Genomic DNA, 13,858 nt, shown 5'->3' with positions numbered 1-13,858 from the left:
CATCAGCGGCGCAGCAACGAGCCCAGCGTCACGACCAGCATGCCGAGTCGACGTCGCAGGTGCGCCTTTTCGGCTTCGTCGGCCCCATCGTCGCTCGCGAGCGCCTTGCGCAAGCTCGCGATCTCGCGCCGCAGCAGCACCTCCTGCGGCACGAAACCGGCGTTCTTCAGGATGCGGTTGGCCATGCGCTGCTCGGGTGACTGGAAGGGCTCGTCTTCGAACACGAGCGGCCTGCCCGCCCCCGGCAGGTAGTCGAACTCGCCGCGCTTGAGGGCGTCGGCGATGCGCTGCTCGGCGAGGATATCGAAGATCGAGGACACGGTGACCGCCCGGTTGTCGTGCCCGCCGCGCGGCGGGCGCTTCCTACGATCATAGCCGAACCGGGCGCAGGCTCAGGGCAGGATGAAGCTGCTCGGTTCCCGCACATTGCGCGCCGCGTCATGCGCCGCCGCGATGCGGAAGGTGATCGGCCGCACGCCCGAGAGCGGCGTATCGCCGGGCGCGGACAGGGTGAGCGACACCGGACGCACGCTGCCCGCCGCGACCGCGAAGGCGCGTTCGCCGACGACCTCGATGCCCGGCACGCCGCTGACGTCGACGACGAACTCGCGCGGCGCGTCGTCGAGGTTCTTCAGCTTCAAGGTGTAGGCGTTCTCGATCCGCCCGGCGGGGGTCTCGCGCAGCAAGGCGCCGCGGTCGCGCAGCACGTCGACCTGCAAAAGCGAGCGCTGGCCCAGCGCCCACGCGCCGAGCGCGACGACCGCCAGCAGCAGGCCCCCATACGCGGCGAGGCGTGGGCGTGCGCCGCGCGCGGCGGACGGAGTTCCTGCGAGTTCCCGTTCGGACGCGAAGCGGATCAGGCCGACGGGCTTGCCGACGCGCGTCATCACCGTGTCGCAGGCGTCGATGCACAGGCCGCAGTTGATGCAACCGAGCTGCAGGCCGTCGCGGATGTCGACGCCGGTCGGGCACACCTCCACGCAGATGCCGCAGTCGATGCAGTCTCCCCCGCCGAGCCCGCCGCGCGCCTGCCGCGGCTCGCCGCGCCGGAAGTCGTAGCTGACGGTTGCGGTGCTGCGGTCGAACATCACGCCCTGGAAGCGCGAGTAGGGGCACATGTGCTGGCACACGGCCTCGCGCGCGAAGCCTGCCTGCACGTAGGTGAACAGGCCGTAGAAGATGAGCCAGAAGCTCTCCCACGGGCCGGTGCCCGCAGTGGCGACGGCCGGCAGCAGCTCGCGGATGGGCGTGAAGTAGCCGACGAAGGTGATCGCCGTCCACGCCGCGATCAGCAGCCACAGGCCGTGCTTCGCGCCCTTGAGGATCAGCTTGCGCACGCTCATCGGCCCCTGGTCGAGCTTCAGGCGGTCGAGGTGGTCGCCCTCGACCTTCGCCTCGATCCACGTGAAGATCGACGTATACACCGTCTGCGGGCAGGCGAAGCCGCAGAACAGGCGCCCCGCGAGCGCGGTGACGAGGAACAGCGCGGACGCCGCGAGGATCAGCGCCAGGGCGAGCAACAGCGCGTCCTGCGGCCACAGCACGAGGCCGAAGAGGTGGAACTTCTCGTGCTCGATGTCGAAGAGCACCGCCTGTCGCGCGACGCCGCTGCCTTCCCACGTGAGCCAGCAGCCGCCGTAGAAGACGATCTGCGTGAGCCACACCATGGCCCAGCGCAAGGTGTTGAAGCGGCCCGCGACGGCCCGCGCATGGATCTTCCCCTTCTTGCGGTACAGCTCCAGCTTCGCCTCACGCACTTTGCTGACGGACTTGCCCATTCCTGCCTTCCTCCGGATGCGGCGCGGGGGAGACAATTCCCCTGATCGACGCCGGAGGCGAGTACATCACCGCGCGGTCGACAGGAACAGTTCCAGAAAATCAAAATTCCGACAGGAACAGATGCGGACTTGCGGCGAACAGCCGATCCGATCTGTGCCGATCGGAAATCCAATCGGCTGTGCCTGTGATCGGGAGGCGGATCGGGCAAGAATGATGACAGTTCATAATGGGCACAAAGCCATGACGACGATCGCAATCCCCGCCCCCCCGCCTCGGCAGGAGGCAGCACCGACGGGGCGGGTCCCCGGCAACAGCGGCATCTGGGTGGGCATCACCTGCGAATTCGTCGAGTTCGCGGTGCTCTTCATCGTCTATTTCGTCGCCCGCGCGCATTTTCCCGAAGCCTTCGAGCACGGTTCGGAACGCCTGTCGCGCATCTCCGGCACCGTGATCACGCTGCTGATGGTGACGAGCAGCTTCTTCATCGCCGCCTCGGTCGTGACGATGCGCGCGGGCCAGACCCGGCGCTCGCTGGGGTGGCTCGTCGCGGGGCTTGTCGTGGCGCTGGGCTATCCGGTCGCGAAATTCCTCGAGATCCGCTGGAACATCGCGCACGGCATCGACGGCGAATCGGGCATCTTCTTCACCGTCTATTACTACCTGACGATCAACCACCTGGTGCATGCGAGCTGGGGCATCCTCGGCATGTTGTGGGTGCTCGCGCGCCACGTCGCCGGCGCGTATTCGGCCGAGGAGCACAGCGGGCTGGAGGCGCTGGCGAGCTACTGGCACGCCACCGACATCATCTGGCTGGTCCTCTTCCCCTTCTTCTACGTGCTGGCATAACGATGAGCCCGAGCGAGCAAAAACCCGCCACCGCACTGGCCCCGCTGACCGCGGCCTGGCTGATCCTCGTCGCCCTGACGTTGCTGAGCCTCGGCCTGGGACAGTGGTTCCACGGCGCGGCGTGGCTACCGGTGGTGGTCGCCGCCATCGTGTGGGCGAAGGGCATGCTGGTTGCGCAGCGCTTCATCGAGGCCGAGCTCGCCCACCCCTTCATCCGCCGCGTGCTGAAGGGCTTCGTCGCCTTCGCGCCGCTCGCGCTGGTGCTGATCGCCTTCTTCGGCCGCGAGTTCGCGCGCTGGGCGACGCTATAACTGGCGCGCGAGGAGCTGGCCGAGCGTCGCCATCGCCGCCTGCTGGCGCTCCGAGTCCGGATGGCCGAAGTTGAGCCGCAGGCAGTGGCCGAATTCGCGCTTCGCGGAGAAGATCGGCCCCGGTGCGATGCTGATACCGTGCGCGAGGGCCTGCTGGTGCAGCAGCAGGGTGTCGACCTGGCGCGGCAGTTCCAGCCACACGAAATAGCCCCCCTGCGGCCGCGCGAGCCGAGTGCCGGCCGGGAAATGGCGCTCGATCGAGGCGATCAGCACGCTCTCCTGTTCCGCGAGCCGCCGCCGCAATTGTCGCAGGTGGTTCTCGTAGCCGCCCAGCTTCAGGTAGTCCGCCAGCGCGATCTGCACCGGCACCGTGGTCGCGAGGCTGGTGGCGAGCTTCAGGCGCTGGATGCGGTCGGCGTAGCGTCCCGCCGCGACCCAGCCGACACGGTAGCCGGGCGCGAGGCATTTCGAGAACGAGGACACGTGCATCACCAGGCCGTCCGCGTCCAGCGCCTTGGTGCATAGCGGCGCCTGCCGGCCGAAGTACAGCTCGGCATAGACGTCGTCCTCGACCAGCGGCACCTCGAAGCGACGCAGCAGCTCGACCAGCGCCTTGCGGCGCTCGTCCGGCACGAGGCTGCCGGTCGGGTTGGCGAAGTTCAGCATGAAGAGACAGGCCTTCACCGGATGGTGGCGCAGCGCGTCCTCCAGCGCCGGCAGGCTCACGCCCTCGCGCGGGTGGCTCGGGATCTCGATGACCTTCAGCCCCAGCCGCTCGCTCGCCTGCAGCCCGGCATAGAAGGTCGGCGACTCGATCGCGATGAGATCGCCCGGGCGAGTGACCGCCTGCAGGCACAGGTTGAGCGCCTCCATCGCGCCCGAGGTGATCACGATCTCCTGCGGCGACACTGGCGCGCCCTGAGCGAGGTAGCGCAACGCGAGCTGCCGGCGCAGCTCCTCGTTGCCCGGCGGCAGGTCGGTCACGGTCGCGAGCGGATCGAGGCGGCGCGCGGCGTTCGCGAGGAAGCGCCCGAGCTTGTCGAGCGGATACAGGTAGGCGCTGGGAAAGCTCGAGCCCAGCGGCACGATGCCCGGATCGCGCACGCTGTCGAGGATCTGGAAGATGAAGTCGCTCACCTCGAGCTGCGTCGAGCCGCCGAGCGGGCGCGTCATGTCCGGCTCGGGCAGGCCGCGGCCGAGGCGCGCGCGCACGAAGTAGCCGGACTTCGGTCGCGCCTCGATCAGGCCGCGCCCTTCCAGCAGGTAGTAGGCCTGCGTGACGGTGATCGGGCTGACCTTGTGCGTGCGGCAGGCCTGGCGCACCGAGGGCAGGCGATCGCCGGCGCGCAGCACGCCATCGGCGATGAGTCTTTCCGTCTGCTCGGCGAGATCCTGGTAGCGGCTCATGAGCGCGATGTTAGCAGGGCCAGGCGGCGCGGCAGGCGCCGAAAGCGGACCGAAAGGGCGCCGCCGTATCGTCCCTGGGGTCGCTCCGGCGACTGCCCCTGTCGCGCGATGCCGTTCTTGGCGACAATGGCCGCCTTCAGCCCCACCATCCGCGCTACCAAGAGGAGAACGAGCAGTGCTCGAAACCCTGACGACCGGCACCTTCTGGGTGTCGGTGCTGCAGATCATCGCGATCGACATCCTGCTCGGTGGCGACAACGCCGTCGTGATCGCGCTCGCGTGCCGCAGGCTGCCCGAGCACCAGCGCAACAAGGGCATCGCATGGGGTGTGCTCGGTGCGATCGCGCTGCGCATCGTGCTGATCTTCTTCGCGCTGCAGTTGCTGGCGCTGCCTTTCCTGAAGGTCGTCGGCGCGCTGCTGCTGTTGTGGATCGGCGTGAAGCTGATGCAGCCGGAAGAGGACGACGCCCACGGCAACATCGACGGTTCGACGCATTTGCTCGGTGCGATCAGGACCATCGTCGTCGCCGACGCCGTGATGAGCCTGGACAATGTGATCGCCGTCGCCGGCGCGGCAAAGGGCGATCTCACCCTCGTCATCTTCGGCATCGTCGTCAGCATCCCGATCATCGTGTGGGGCAGCAAGTTCGTGCTGAAGCTGATGGACCGCTTCCCGGTCGTGATCACGCTGGGGGCCGCGTTGCTCGGCTGGATCGCCGGTGGCATGCTGGTCGGCGACGTGGTCGTGAAACCCTATGTGGAAGGCTTGCCCGGCTGGCTGCACTACGTGACCTCGATCGCGGGCGCGCTGCTCGTCGTCGCCGTGGGCGCGTGGCTCGCGAAGCGCCAGGCGGGCGCAGCGGCACCGCTCGTTGAACTCGCCGTCGAAGAAACCGGCGACAACCGCGCCCGCCGCCACTGATCGTACTGACAAGGAGATCGTGATGCTCAAGGTGCTCGTCCCCCTCGACGGCTCGGAGAACGCCAACCGCGTGCTCGACCACCTGATGAAGCTGCGCGCGCTGAGCGGCGAACTGGATCTGCACTTGCTCAACGTGCAGGTTCCCATCGACGGCCACGCCCGCAGTTTCGTCAGCCACGACGACCTCGAGACCTGGCACCGCGAGGAAGGCCTCGCGGCGCTCGCGACCGCGCGGGCGGCGCTCGACGCAGCCGGAGTCCCCTACACGCACCACATTGCGGTCGGCCATGTCGCCGACACCATCGTCCGCTACGCGACCGAGCACCGCTTCGACAAGATCGTCATGGGCACGCACGGCCGCGGCGCGTTGATGCAGGCGCTGCTCGGCTCGGTCGCCCAAGCGGTGCTGGAACGTTCCACGGTGCCCGTCACCCTCGTGAAGCCCGCCCCTCCACGCTGAGCAGCCTGACCACTTCGCCCGCTGGGTGATCCGCTCAGAGGGTGCCGGGCGTGGGGTAACGGCTTCGATGCCGCCAACCCCTGCCGCCCGGATGTCACATTCGGAGGCCGAACATTAAGTCTTGTTAATCTCCGGCCCGCATCGTCCTGCATATAACTTATTGGCTAGCTGATATAGCCCTGCACGATGCTGCGGAGCGGTAAAATTCCGCCTTCACAATCCGGAACTGAAAGAGCGGACATGGCAGCATTCGTCACTGAAAAGATCGTCAGCGTGCACCACTGGAACGACACGCTGTTCTCCTTCACCACGACGCGCGACCGTGCGCTGCGCTACGAGAACGGCCAGTTCGTGATGATCGGTCTGGAAGTCGACGGCCGCCCGCTGATGCGCGCGTACTCGATCGCCAGCGCGAATTACGAGGAGAACCTCGAATTCTTCAGCATCAAGGTGCCCGACGGTCCGCTCACTTCGCGCCTGCAGAAGGTCCAGCCCGACGACGACATCCTCGTTTCGCGCAAGCCGACGGGCACCCTGGTGCTGCACGACCTGCTGCCCGGCAAGCACCTGTACCTGTTCTCGACTGGTACCGGCCTCGCGCCCTTCATGAGCGTGATCCGCGACCTCGACGTCTATGACCGCTTCGAAAAGGTCATCCTGATCCATGGTGTACGCTACGTCAGCGAGGTCGCCTACGAGCACTACATCATGCACGAACTGCCGCATCACGAATTCCTCGGCGAGGCGGTGAGCGAGAAGCTGATCTACTACCCGACCGTGACGCGCGAACCCTTCCGCAACCAGGGCCGCTTCACCGACCTGATCGAGAGCGGCAAGCTGTTCGAGGACATCGGCCTGCCCCCGCTCGACCCGACGGTGGATCGGGTGATGATCTGCGGCAGCGCGGCGATGCTCAAGAGCTCGCGCGAACTGCTGGATCGCCGCGGCTTCAAGATGTCCAAGCGCATCGGCGAGCCCGGCGACTACGTCATCGAGCACGCATTCGTCGAAAAATAAGGCTTCGACACCTGCAACACCGTCGAAAGGGCGCCGCGGCGCCCTTTTCCTTTTGCGCTGGCGCATCCCCCCGCACACAGCGCATGGGCGATCAATGTCACCCGCATCGGGTAATCGCGCGTTATATTCCTGCACGCAGGTGCATGACCGCAGTTCTCGACAAACCCCTCCGGACCACCTCGGCGGCAGGACACATGACGTGCCGCGCGGAACACCCGGATCACAAGGAGATACCCGCATGTCCCGCTTGATCACCGCCGTTCTCGCCAGCCTGTTCGTCGCCGGTACAGCCTTCGCGCAGGCTCCTGCCGCCGATTCGATGTGCGAATCGAAGGCCGTCGACAAGAACGGCAAACCGCTCGTCGGCGCCGCCAAGTCGTCCTTCATGAAAAAATGCCACGCCGATGCCGTGAATGCCGAATGTTCGGCGAAGGCCCTCGACAAGAACGGCAAGCCGCTCGCCGGCGCGGCGAAGAACTCCTTCATGAAGAAGTGCCAGGCCGACATGAAGGCCGCCAAGTAAGGAGGCACGCCCCCGCCCCCGGCGACAGCCGGCCCCAGGGCCGGCTTTTCCTTGGTGGCGCACCCGCACAGTGCCGGCAAGCTGGAACCGGCTGACGCCGGAATGCTTGTTTCGCCCTCCATAGCGACTATCCTGAAAAATCTGAGGAGGGCGAGCGCATGGACCAGATCGTATTGCTGATCGGAACGCGCAAGGGTGCGTTCCTCCTGCACAGCGACGCCGGGCGGCGCGAGTGGCGCCTCACCGGCCCGCATTTCCTCGGCTCGGCGGTGCACCACATGGTGCTCGACCCGCGCGACCACAGGACGCTGCTGCTGGGCACCCGCCCCGGGCATCTCGGCCCGACGGTGTTCCGTTCGACCGACCTCGGCGAACACTGGCAGGAGGCCGCCAAACCTCCCGCCTTCGCCCCGTCCGCCGACCCCAAGGCGGCGAGCGTGGACGTCGTCTTCTGGCTCGCCCCGGGCCACGCCTCCGAGCCGGGCGTGTGGTACGCCGGCACGGTGCCGCCGGGGCTGTTCCGCTCGGGGGACGGCGGCGAGACCTGGCAGGAAGTGCCAGGCTTCAATCACGAGCTCCTGCCCAACCTGCGCGAGGTCATCGGCCCGATTCCCGGCGGCCCGCCACTCCACTCGATCTGCATCGACCCGCGCGACGCGCGCCACATGTACGTGTCGCTGTCCTCCGGCGGCACTTTCGAGACCGCCGACGCCGGCGTGCACTGGCGGGCACTCAACCGCGGCATCGCCGCCGACTTCCTGCCCGATCCCGATGCCGACGTGGGCCACGACCCGCACCGCGTCGCGCTGCACCCGCTCAAGCCCGACCGCCTGTACCAGCAGAACCACTGCGGCATCTACCGGCTCGACCGTCCCGGCGACCGCTGGCAGCGCGTCGGCCGCGCGATGCCGGCGGAGGTCGGCGACATCGGCTTCCCCATCGTGCTGCACCCGCGCGACCCCGACACCCTGTGGGTGTTCCCGATGGACGGCAACGAGAACTGGCCGCGCACCTCGCCCGGCGGCAAGCCCGCCGTGTATCGCAGCCGCGACGGCGGCGAGAGCTGGGAGCGCCAGGACAACGGCCTGCCGCGCGGCCACGCATGGTGGACGGTGAAGCGCCAGGCCTTCTGCGCCGACACCGGCCACCCGCTCGGCCTGTATTTCGGCACCACCAGCGGCGAGCTGTGGGGCAGCCACGACGAGGGCGACACCTGGCTCCCCCTCGCCGAGCACCTGCCGGAGATCTTCTCCGTCGAGTTCGCCACGCCTGCGCCATGAGCGCCCCCGCACGGCCGCCCGAAGGGGGCGCGCTTCCTCCCTTGGGAAGGATGGAGCGCAGCGACAGGAGGGTCGTACAGTGACCGTCCGCGTCGTCGTCCCCGGTCAGCTCTACAGCTACACCGGTGGCCAGTCGCAGCTCGTCGCAAACGGGACGACGCTGGGCAAGGTGCTCGACGAGCTCGACCGCCGCCATCCCGGCCTGCGCTTTCGCGTCGTCGACGAACACGGCGCGATCCGTCCGCACGTGCGCTTCTTCATCAACCGCGAGCCCGCCCTCGCGCTGTCGTGCGCGCTCGCCGACGGCGACGAACTCGTCGTTGTCGGCGCACTCAGCGGCGGCTAGGCTGCATACTGTCGGGCACATCCCGGTCGCATCGGGCCGCCACCCCGACCGGAGCAGACGGGGGCGAAGCGATGGCGAATCCTGCGATCTTCATCAGCTACCGGCGCGACGACTGCAGCGGCGACGCCGGCCGCATCTTCGACCGTCTCGTCGAACACTTCGGCCGCGAGCGCGTGTTCCGTGACGTCGAGGCGATCCCCGCCGGCGAGGATTTCGTCGAGGCGATCCGCCACAGGATCGAGCAATCCGACGTGCTGCTGGTGCTGATCGGCAAGCAGTGGCTCACCGCGACCGACGACGCGGGGCACTGGCGCCTCGCCGACGACAAGGATTTCGTCCGCACCGAGATCGTCAGCGCACTCAAGCGCGGCCTGCGCGTGATTCCGGTGCTGCTGGAGGACGCCGAGATGCCGCGTGCGCAGGACCTGCCCGGCGGGCTGGCGCCGCTCGCACAGCGCAACGCCTTCGAGATCCGCAACACCAGCTTCGACCGCGACCTCACCGAGCTCATCCGCATTCTCGCGCCGGGCTGGCGCCACACCCTCTCTCGCCTGCTGCGCCAGCGGCCGCTGCAGGCGGCCGTCGCGCTCGTCGCGGCAGCGCTCTTCGGCCTGTGGGCCTATTCGCTGGTCGTCGACACCCCCGACAAGGTGCGCGTGCGCATCAGCCAGATGGGCCTCGCGTGGGATCCCGCCACCTTCGTCGAACTCGCCGGGAAGAACGACGCCGACGCGGTCGCCCTGTACCTGCGCGCCGGCATGCCGGTCGACAGCGTCGATGCGGGCGACGTCACCGCGCTGATGCGAGCCGCCGGCGAGGGCCACCTCGCGCTCGCGCAGCAGCTGGTGAAGGCCGGCGCGGACGTGGATCGCGCCCTGCCGTGGGCCGCCGGTGCCGGCCGCGCCGAGGTGCTGGAGCTGCTGCTCGCGCAAAAGCCCTCGCACACGGCGATCAACCGCGCGATGGTGGCCGCGGCCGACACCGATTTGGCGGTGATGAAGCGCCTGCTCGACCTGGGCGCCGAGGTCGATTTCAGCGAAGACGGCCGCGACACCGCACTGGGCCTTGCGGCAGGCGCGCTGCAACTCGACGCCGTGCGCGAACTGCTCGCGCGCGGCGCCAACCCCAATCCCGACAAGGCGGACGGCTGGCTGCCGCTGCACCGAACGGTGTATGCGAGCCGCCAGGAGGGCGAGGGTCTCGAGCGCCAGCTCGAACTCGTGCAGCTCCTGCTCGACAAGGGGGCGCAACTCGAAGCTCGCACGCGCTCGATGTCGGACTGGCAGCCCACGCCGCTGCTGCTCGCGCTGCACAAGCCCGCACCCGAGCTGGCCCTGTACCTGATCGAGCGGGGCGCTGATGTGAATGCCGCAAGCGGCGACCGCAGCGGCATCGAGGGCCAGACGGCGCTGATGCTTGCCGCCGCGGGCGGCCACGCGGCGCTCGTCGATGCCCTGCTCGCCAAGGGCGCCACCCTCGGCGCACGCAACGGACGCGGCGAAACCGCGCTGATGGCGGCGGCGGGCGGCCACGGCAGCACGCAGGCTGCGATCGCGCGGCGGCTGCTCGACGCCGGCGCGGCACTCGACGCACGCAGCGAGTCCGGCTCGACGCCATTGATTCGCGCCGCCGGCAGCCGGAACGACGTGCTGCCCCTGCTGCTGGAGCGCGGCGCCGACGTCAATGCGACGACGAGGAACGGCTGGACCGCGCTGATGGTCGCCGCGCAGGTCGGCAATGACGACTACGTGCGCGCGCTGCTCGCGCGGGGCGTCGATGCACGCGCCCTCAACGAGGACGGCGAAAGCGCTGCCAGCCTGGCCGCAAAAGGCGGCTACAACCGCGTGTTGCGCACCCTGGGCGCCCCGCCCGTGCGTGCCGCGGGCGATCAGTAAGCGACCGTGAAGCGCCGCCGCGCGTGCGCGGGGCGTTCCAGCTCGTCGATCATCACCACCGCGTAGTCCGCGAGCGAGATGCGGCTCGCCCCCTGCGCGTCGACGAGCAGCTGGTCGGAGCCCAGGCGGAAGCGGCCCGTGCGCTCGCCCGGCTCCAGATGGGCCGCGGGGCTCAGCATCGTCCACTCGAGCTCCGGCTCGGCGCGCAGCAGCTGCAGCGCATCGCGCGCGCCTTCGGCCGTGCCCTTCCACTGCGCCGGGAACTCGGGCGTATCGACGAGCTGCACGCCCGGCGCCACCTCGAGACTGCCCGCCCCGCCGACCACCAGCAGGCGAGGCACGCGCGCCTGCTTGGCCGCGGCGATGATCGCGCGCATGCCCTGCACGTAGTAGCCACGCACGTCCGCCTGCGCGTGGCCGCTGAAGGCGCTCACGACGGCGTCGTGGCCCTGCAGCCGGGATGCGAGCGCCGCGCCGTCGAGCACGTCGGCCTTCACCGTTTCGAGCCCGGCCTGCACCACCAGCTTCGCGGGATTGGAGACGATGGCCGTGACGCGGTGGCCGCGCGCGAGCGCTTCCTTCAGCAGGGCCGAGCCGACGTAACCGGATGCGCCGATGAGAGCGATGTTCATGGATGTCACCTGATTCAAGCAATATGGATGGATGGGTCGCTGTCTGCAGCGGCGCCATCTTCACACTGCGGATTGTTTTCAAAAACAGTCCAGTCCAGAATTCACTGTTTTCATTTAACCGACAAAGAAGACCTCCCATGGGCATCGCCGACCGCATCGACCTCAACGGATTGCTGATCTTCGCCGCCGTCGCCGAAGCCGGCGGCTTCACCGCCGCGGCCGATCGCCTGGGCATCGCCAAGGCCAAGGTCAGCATCGAGATCGGCCGCCTCGAGACGCAGCTCGGGATCAGCCTGCTCAGCCGCACCACGCGCCGCGTCGCGCTCACCGAGGCCGGCCACACCCTGTACGCCGAATGCGTGCCGCGACTGCGCGGCATCGAGGACGCCCTCGCGCAACTCGGCAGCCCGTCGGCGGAGCTGAACGGCACGCTGCGCATCGGCTGCACCGTCGATCACGCCGTGCAGGCGCTCGGCCGGGTCGTCGCCGAGTTCGCCGCCCGACATCCGCGACTGCACATCGAACTGCGCACCAGCGACCAGGTCGTCGATCTCGTCGAGGAAGGCCTCGACGTGAGCTTCCGCATGGGCTGGCTGCGCGACTCGTCGATGCGCGCGCTCAAGCTCTCGGATTTCGCCCAGTACATCGTCGCCTCGCCCGACTACCTGGCGCGCGCCGGACAGCCGCTCCATCCCGAAGAGCTTGCGCGGCACGAATGGATCGCGCTGAGCCTGCTGCCGACGCCGCTGACCTGGAGCTTCACGCATGTCGACGGGGAAAGCTGCAGCGTGCGCACCCGCGGCCACCTGCGCGCCGACTCGGCCGCCGCGCTGCGCGCCCTGCTCGAAGGCGGCGCGGGGATCTCGGCGCTCGACCAGTTCAGCGCCCGGCCGGCGATCGACAGCGGCCGCCTCGTACGGGTGCTGCCCGACTGGACGCCGCCCGGCGGCGGCCTGTACGCCGTCTATGCGCCGGGCCGGCACCAGCCCGCGCACGCGCGGCAGTTCGTGGACTTCTACCGCCACCGGCTGCAGCAGCGCATCGAGCAATGCTTCGGCACGCTTGCGCCGACGAAATCTGCTGCCACGCCCGGGTAGTCACACAACGTCCCGCGAGGTCGTGGCCAAGCCCGAGCGAAGTCGCGCTAGAATTGCGGCCGCCCGCCGTTTCAATGCGCTCGTCATCCGACTCGCGGCCGTACCGGGCAGCGATCAATGACCCCACCGACGCCTGCCCCTTCTCCCCTGCTGTCGCGCCCCCTGCTGCTGGGCATCGCGCTGTCCCTCGCGCTGCATCTCGCCGTGCTGATCGGCCCGCAGGTCGATCTGCAGCCCCTGCCCGAGCTGCAACGCCTCGACGTGACGCTGGTGCGCAGCGCACCGCAGATCGCGGTGAGCGAATCGCCGCCCCCCGCGCCGCCGCCGGTGAGAAAGAAGCCGCGCCCCCCCGGGGAACCGAAGACGGCGCAGGCGAGCATCGCCGACCTGCCCATCGACCAGCCCGCCCCCGTGGCGCCGCCTGCGCCGGAACCCGCCCCCGCGGCCGAACCGCCACCCGCTCCCGAGCCTGAGCCGCCCCCCGAGGCGCTGGTCGAAGCGGTCCCCGAAGCCGCGGCGGACACCGCGGAACAGCCCAGCGCCTCGCCCGCTGCCGAGGAGCTGGCGCTTCCGGCCGAAACCATAGCGGTCGCCGGCAGCGGCGGACAGGCCTTGCCGCGTGCCGGTCGCATCGCCTACCTGGCGCTGATGGGCGAGAAGCAGCTTCCCATGGGCAAGGCGACGCACCAGTGGGAAATTGCCGACGACGACAGCTACCGCATCTCCGAACTCGTGGAACCGACCGCCGTGGCGACGATCCCGTTGTTCCGCCCGGGACGCAAGCTGCGCGAAAGCACGGGCCGGATCACCGCGGCGGGCCTGCGCCCCGAACGCTTCACCGAACGCGAGGACGGGCGCCCCGGCGAAGTCCTTGCCGAACTCGACCGCAAGGCCAGCGAATTCCGCAGCGCCGGCGCCACGGACACCCTGCCCGACAACGCGCAGGACATCCTGTCGCTGCTCTACCAACTCGGCTACCCCGGCGCCACGGCCGGCGGCTCGCTGCCCGTGACCGCGGGCGGCGCGCTGCGCAACTTCCAGCTGGAAACGATCGGCGATGAGACCGTGCACCTGCCCTTCGGCCAGGGCTGGCGTGCACGCCACGTCCGTGCACGCTACGGCAGCGCACGCGAGATGACGGACGTATGGCTCGCAACCGAGCACTTCGGCCTGCCGATCCTGATCCGCACCATCGACGCGAAGGGCGTCGTCTACTACCTCGTCGCGACCGAGGTGATGGTCAGCCGCGAAGTCCTGCCGTCCTCAGCACGCTGATCGGCGGGCGGCCCGCGCCGCCTTGCTTTCGCATGATCCTCGCCTACCATCAATGCATGCCGGGCGAG

Annotated in this window: 15 protein-coding genes; 11 read left to right on the top strand and 4 right to left on the bottom strand. The window is 69.0% G+C overall.

The annotated features are described in order from the left end of the window. Positions 1-2 precede the first annotated feature (2 nt). Positions 3-320, bottom strand: coding sequence for a DnaJ family domain-containing protein (locus ToN1_RS14365; RefSeq protein WP_169207663.1), 318 nt, complete (start codon positions 318-320; stop codon positions 3-5). 72 nt (positions 321-392) lie between these two features. Then, on the bottom strand, positions 393-1,778 hold the full coding sequence (ccoG, locus tag ToN1_RS14360; protein ID WP_169207664.1) for a cytochrome c oxidase accessory protein CcoG: 1,386 nt from the start codon (positions 1,776-1,778) through the stop codon (positions 393-395). Positions 1,779-2,019: 241 nt separating this feature from the next. Here ccoG and ToN1_RS14355 point away from each other — a divergent pair, with 241 nt between their 5' ends. Next, the gene (locus ToN1_RS14355; RefSeq protein WP_169207665.1) at positions 2,020-2,625 is read left to right on the top strand and encodes a cytochrome c oxidase subunit 3 family protein; all 606 of its coding nucleotides are present in this window, start codon (positions 2,020-2,022) and stop codon (positions 2,623-2,625) included. Between the two features lie 2 nt (positions 2,626-2,627). Further along, the gene (locus ToN1_RS14350; protein ID WP_169207666.1) at positions 2,628-2,936 is read left to right on the top strand and encodes a hypothetical protein; all 309 of its coding nucleotides are present in this window, start codon (positions 2,628-2,630) and stop codon (positions 2,934-2,936) included. Here the strand turns inward: ToN1_RS14350 and ToN1_RS14345 are convergent. Then, complete coding sequence (locus ToN1_RS14345; RefSeq protein ID WP_169207667.1) at positions 2,931-4,343, bottom strand: aminotransferase-like domain-containing protein; 1,413 nt, start codon at positions 4,341-4,343, stop codon at positions 2,931-2,933. The two genes, ToN1_RS14350 and ToN1_RS14345, sit on opposite strands and share 6 nt — an antisense overlap. Positions 4,344-4,518: 175 nt before the next feature. Between ToN1_RS14345 and ToN1_RS14340 the strand changes: the two genes are divergently transcribed. The 7 genes from ToN1_RS14340 (at position 4,519) to ToN1_RS14310 (ending at position 10,786) form a co-directional block, all read left to right on the top strand. Further along, complete coding sequence (locus ToN1_RS14340) at positions 4,519-5,265, top strand: TerC family protein (RefSeq protein ID WP_169207668.1); 747 nt, start codon at positions 4,519-4,521, stop codon at positions 5,263-5,265. A 22-nt stretch (positions 5,266-5,287) separates the two neighbouring features. After that, positions 5,288-5,725: a universal stress protein gene (locus ToN1_RS14335; protein WP_169207669.1), complete on the top strand. Its 438-nt coding sequence runs from the start codon at positions 5,288-5,290 to the stop codon at positions 5,723-5,725. A gap of 240 nt (positions 5,726-5,965) precedes the next feature. Next, a complete protein-coding gene (locus ToN1_RS14330; protein WP_169207670.1) occupies positions 5,966-6,742 on the top strand; it encodes a ferredoxin--NADP reductase in 777 nt (258 codons plus the stop codon). A gap of 238 nt (positions 6,743-6,980) precedes the next feature. Beyond that, positions 6,981-7,265, top strand: coding sequence for a hypothetical protein (locus ToN1_RS14325; RefSeq protein ID WP_169207671.1), 285 nt, complete (start codon positions 6,981-6,983; stop codon positions 7,263-7,265). A 158-nt stretch (positions 7,266-7,423) separates the two neighbouring features. Beyond that, positions 7,424-8,545 (top strand): beta propeller repeat protein, encoded by a 1,122-nt coding sequence (locus tag ToN1_RS14320; RefSeq protein ID WP_169207672.1) that lies wholly within the window; start codon positions 7,424-7,426, stop codon positions 8,543-8,545. A gap of 79 nt (positions 8,546-8,624) precedes the next feature. Next, positions 8,625-8,891, top strand: coding sequence for a MoaD/ThiS family protein (locus tag ToN1_RS14315; RefSeq protein WP_169207673.1), 267 nt, complete (start codon positions 8,625-8,627; stop codon positions 8,889-8,891). A gap of 71 nt (positions 8,892-8,962) precedes the next feature. Beyond that, complete coding sequence (locus ToN1_RS14310; RefSeq protein ID WP_169207674.1) at positions 8,963-10,786, top strand: ankyrin repeat domain-containing protein; 1,824 nt, start codon at positions 8,963-8,965, stop codon at positions 10,784-10,786. Here the strand turns inward: ToN1_RS14310 and ToN1_RS14305 are convergent. Continuing rightward, complete coding sequence (locus tag ToN1_RS14305) at positions 10,780-11,418, bottom strand: NAD(P)-dependent oxidoreductase (RefSeq protein ID WP_169207675.1); 639 nt, start codon at positions 11,416-11,418, stop codon at positions 10,780-10,782. The genes ToN1_RS14310 and ToN1_RS14305 overlap by 7 nt on opposite strands. 137 nt (positions 11,419-11,555) lie before the next feature. Between ToN1_RS14305 and ToN1_RS14300 the strand changes: the two genes are divergently transcribed. Together ToN1_RS14300 and ToN1_RS24905 are read left to right on the top strand one after the other, a co-directional pair. Beyond that, positions 11,556-12,515: a LysR family transcriptional regulator gene (locus tag ToN1_RS14300; RefSeq protein ID WP_169207676.1), complete on the top strand. Its 960-nt coding sequence runs from the start codon at positions 11,556-11,558 to the stop codon at positions 12,513-12,515. Between the two features lie 117 nt (positions 12,516-12,632). Further along, complete coding sequence (locus tag ToN1_RS24905; protein ID WP_210147815.1) at positions 12,633-13,790, top strand: DUF3108 domain-containing protein; 1,158 nt, start codon at positions 12,633-12,635, stop codon at positions 13,788-13,790. The last annotated feature ends 68 nt before the right edge of the window (positions 13,791-13,858 follow it).

It is taken from the genome of Aromatoleum petrolei (assembly GCF_017894385.1).
GTDB classification, from domain to species: domain Bacteria; phylum Pseudomonadota; class Gammaproteobacteria; order Burkholderiales; family Rhodocyclaceae; genus Aromatoleum; species Aromatoleum petrolei.
The sequence above is the reverse complement of the archived record's forward strand: the minus strand, read 5'-3'. Positions and strand labels throughout refer to the sequence as shown.

Bases quoted from the DNA above. Each gene is read 5' to 3' on its own strand.
- ToN1_RS14305 (WP_169207675.1), bottom strand. From the start codon at position 11,418: ATGAACATCGCTCTCATCGGCGCATCCGGTTACGTCGGCTCGGCCCTG.
- ToN1_RS14310 (WP_169207674.1), top strand. From the start codon at position 8,963: ATGGCGAATCCTGCGATCTTCATCAGCTACCGGCGCGACGACTGCAGC.
- ToN1_RS14345 (WP_169207667.1), bottom strand. From the start codon at position 4,343: ATGAGCCGCTACCAGGATCTCGCCGAGCAGACGGAAAGACTCATCGCC.
- ToN1_RS14355 (WP_169207665.1), top strand. From the start codon at position 2,020: ATGACGACGATCGCAATCCCCGCCCCCCCGCCTCGGCAGGAGGCAGCA.
- ccoG (WP_169207664.1), bottom strand. From the start codon at position 1,778: ATGGGCAAGTCCGTCAGCAAAGTGCGTGAGGCGAAGCTGGAGCTGTAC.
- ToN1_RS14325 (WP_169207671.1), top strand. From the start codon at position 6,981: ATGTCCCGCTTGATCACCGCCGTTCTCGCCAGCCTGTTCGTCGCCGGT.
- ToN1_RS14350 (WP_169207666.1), top strand. From the start codon at position 2,628: ATGAGCCCGAGCGAGCAAAAACCCGCCACCGCACTGGCCCCGCTGACC.
- ToN1_RS14330 (WP_169207670.1), top strand. From the start codon at position 5,966: ATGGCAGCATTCGTCACTGAAAAGATCGTCAGCGTGCACCACTGGAAC.
- ToN1_RS24905 (WP_210147815.1), top strand. From the start codon at position 12,633: ATGACCCCACCGACGCCTGCCCCTTCTCCCCTGCTGTCGCGCCCCCTG.
- ToN1_RS14320 (WP_169207672.1), top strand. From the start codon at position 7,424: ATGGACCAGATCGTATTGCTGATCGGAACGCGCAAGGGTGCGTTCCTC.
- ToN1_RS14300 (WP_169207676.1), top strand. From the start codon at position 11,556: ATGGGCATCGCCGACCGCATCGACCTCAACGGATTGCTGATCTTCGCC.
- ToN1_RS14335 (WP_169207669.1), top strand. From the start codon at position 5,288: ATGCTCAAGGTGCTCGTCCCCCTCGACGGCTCGGAGAACGCCAACCGC.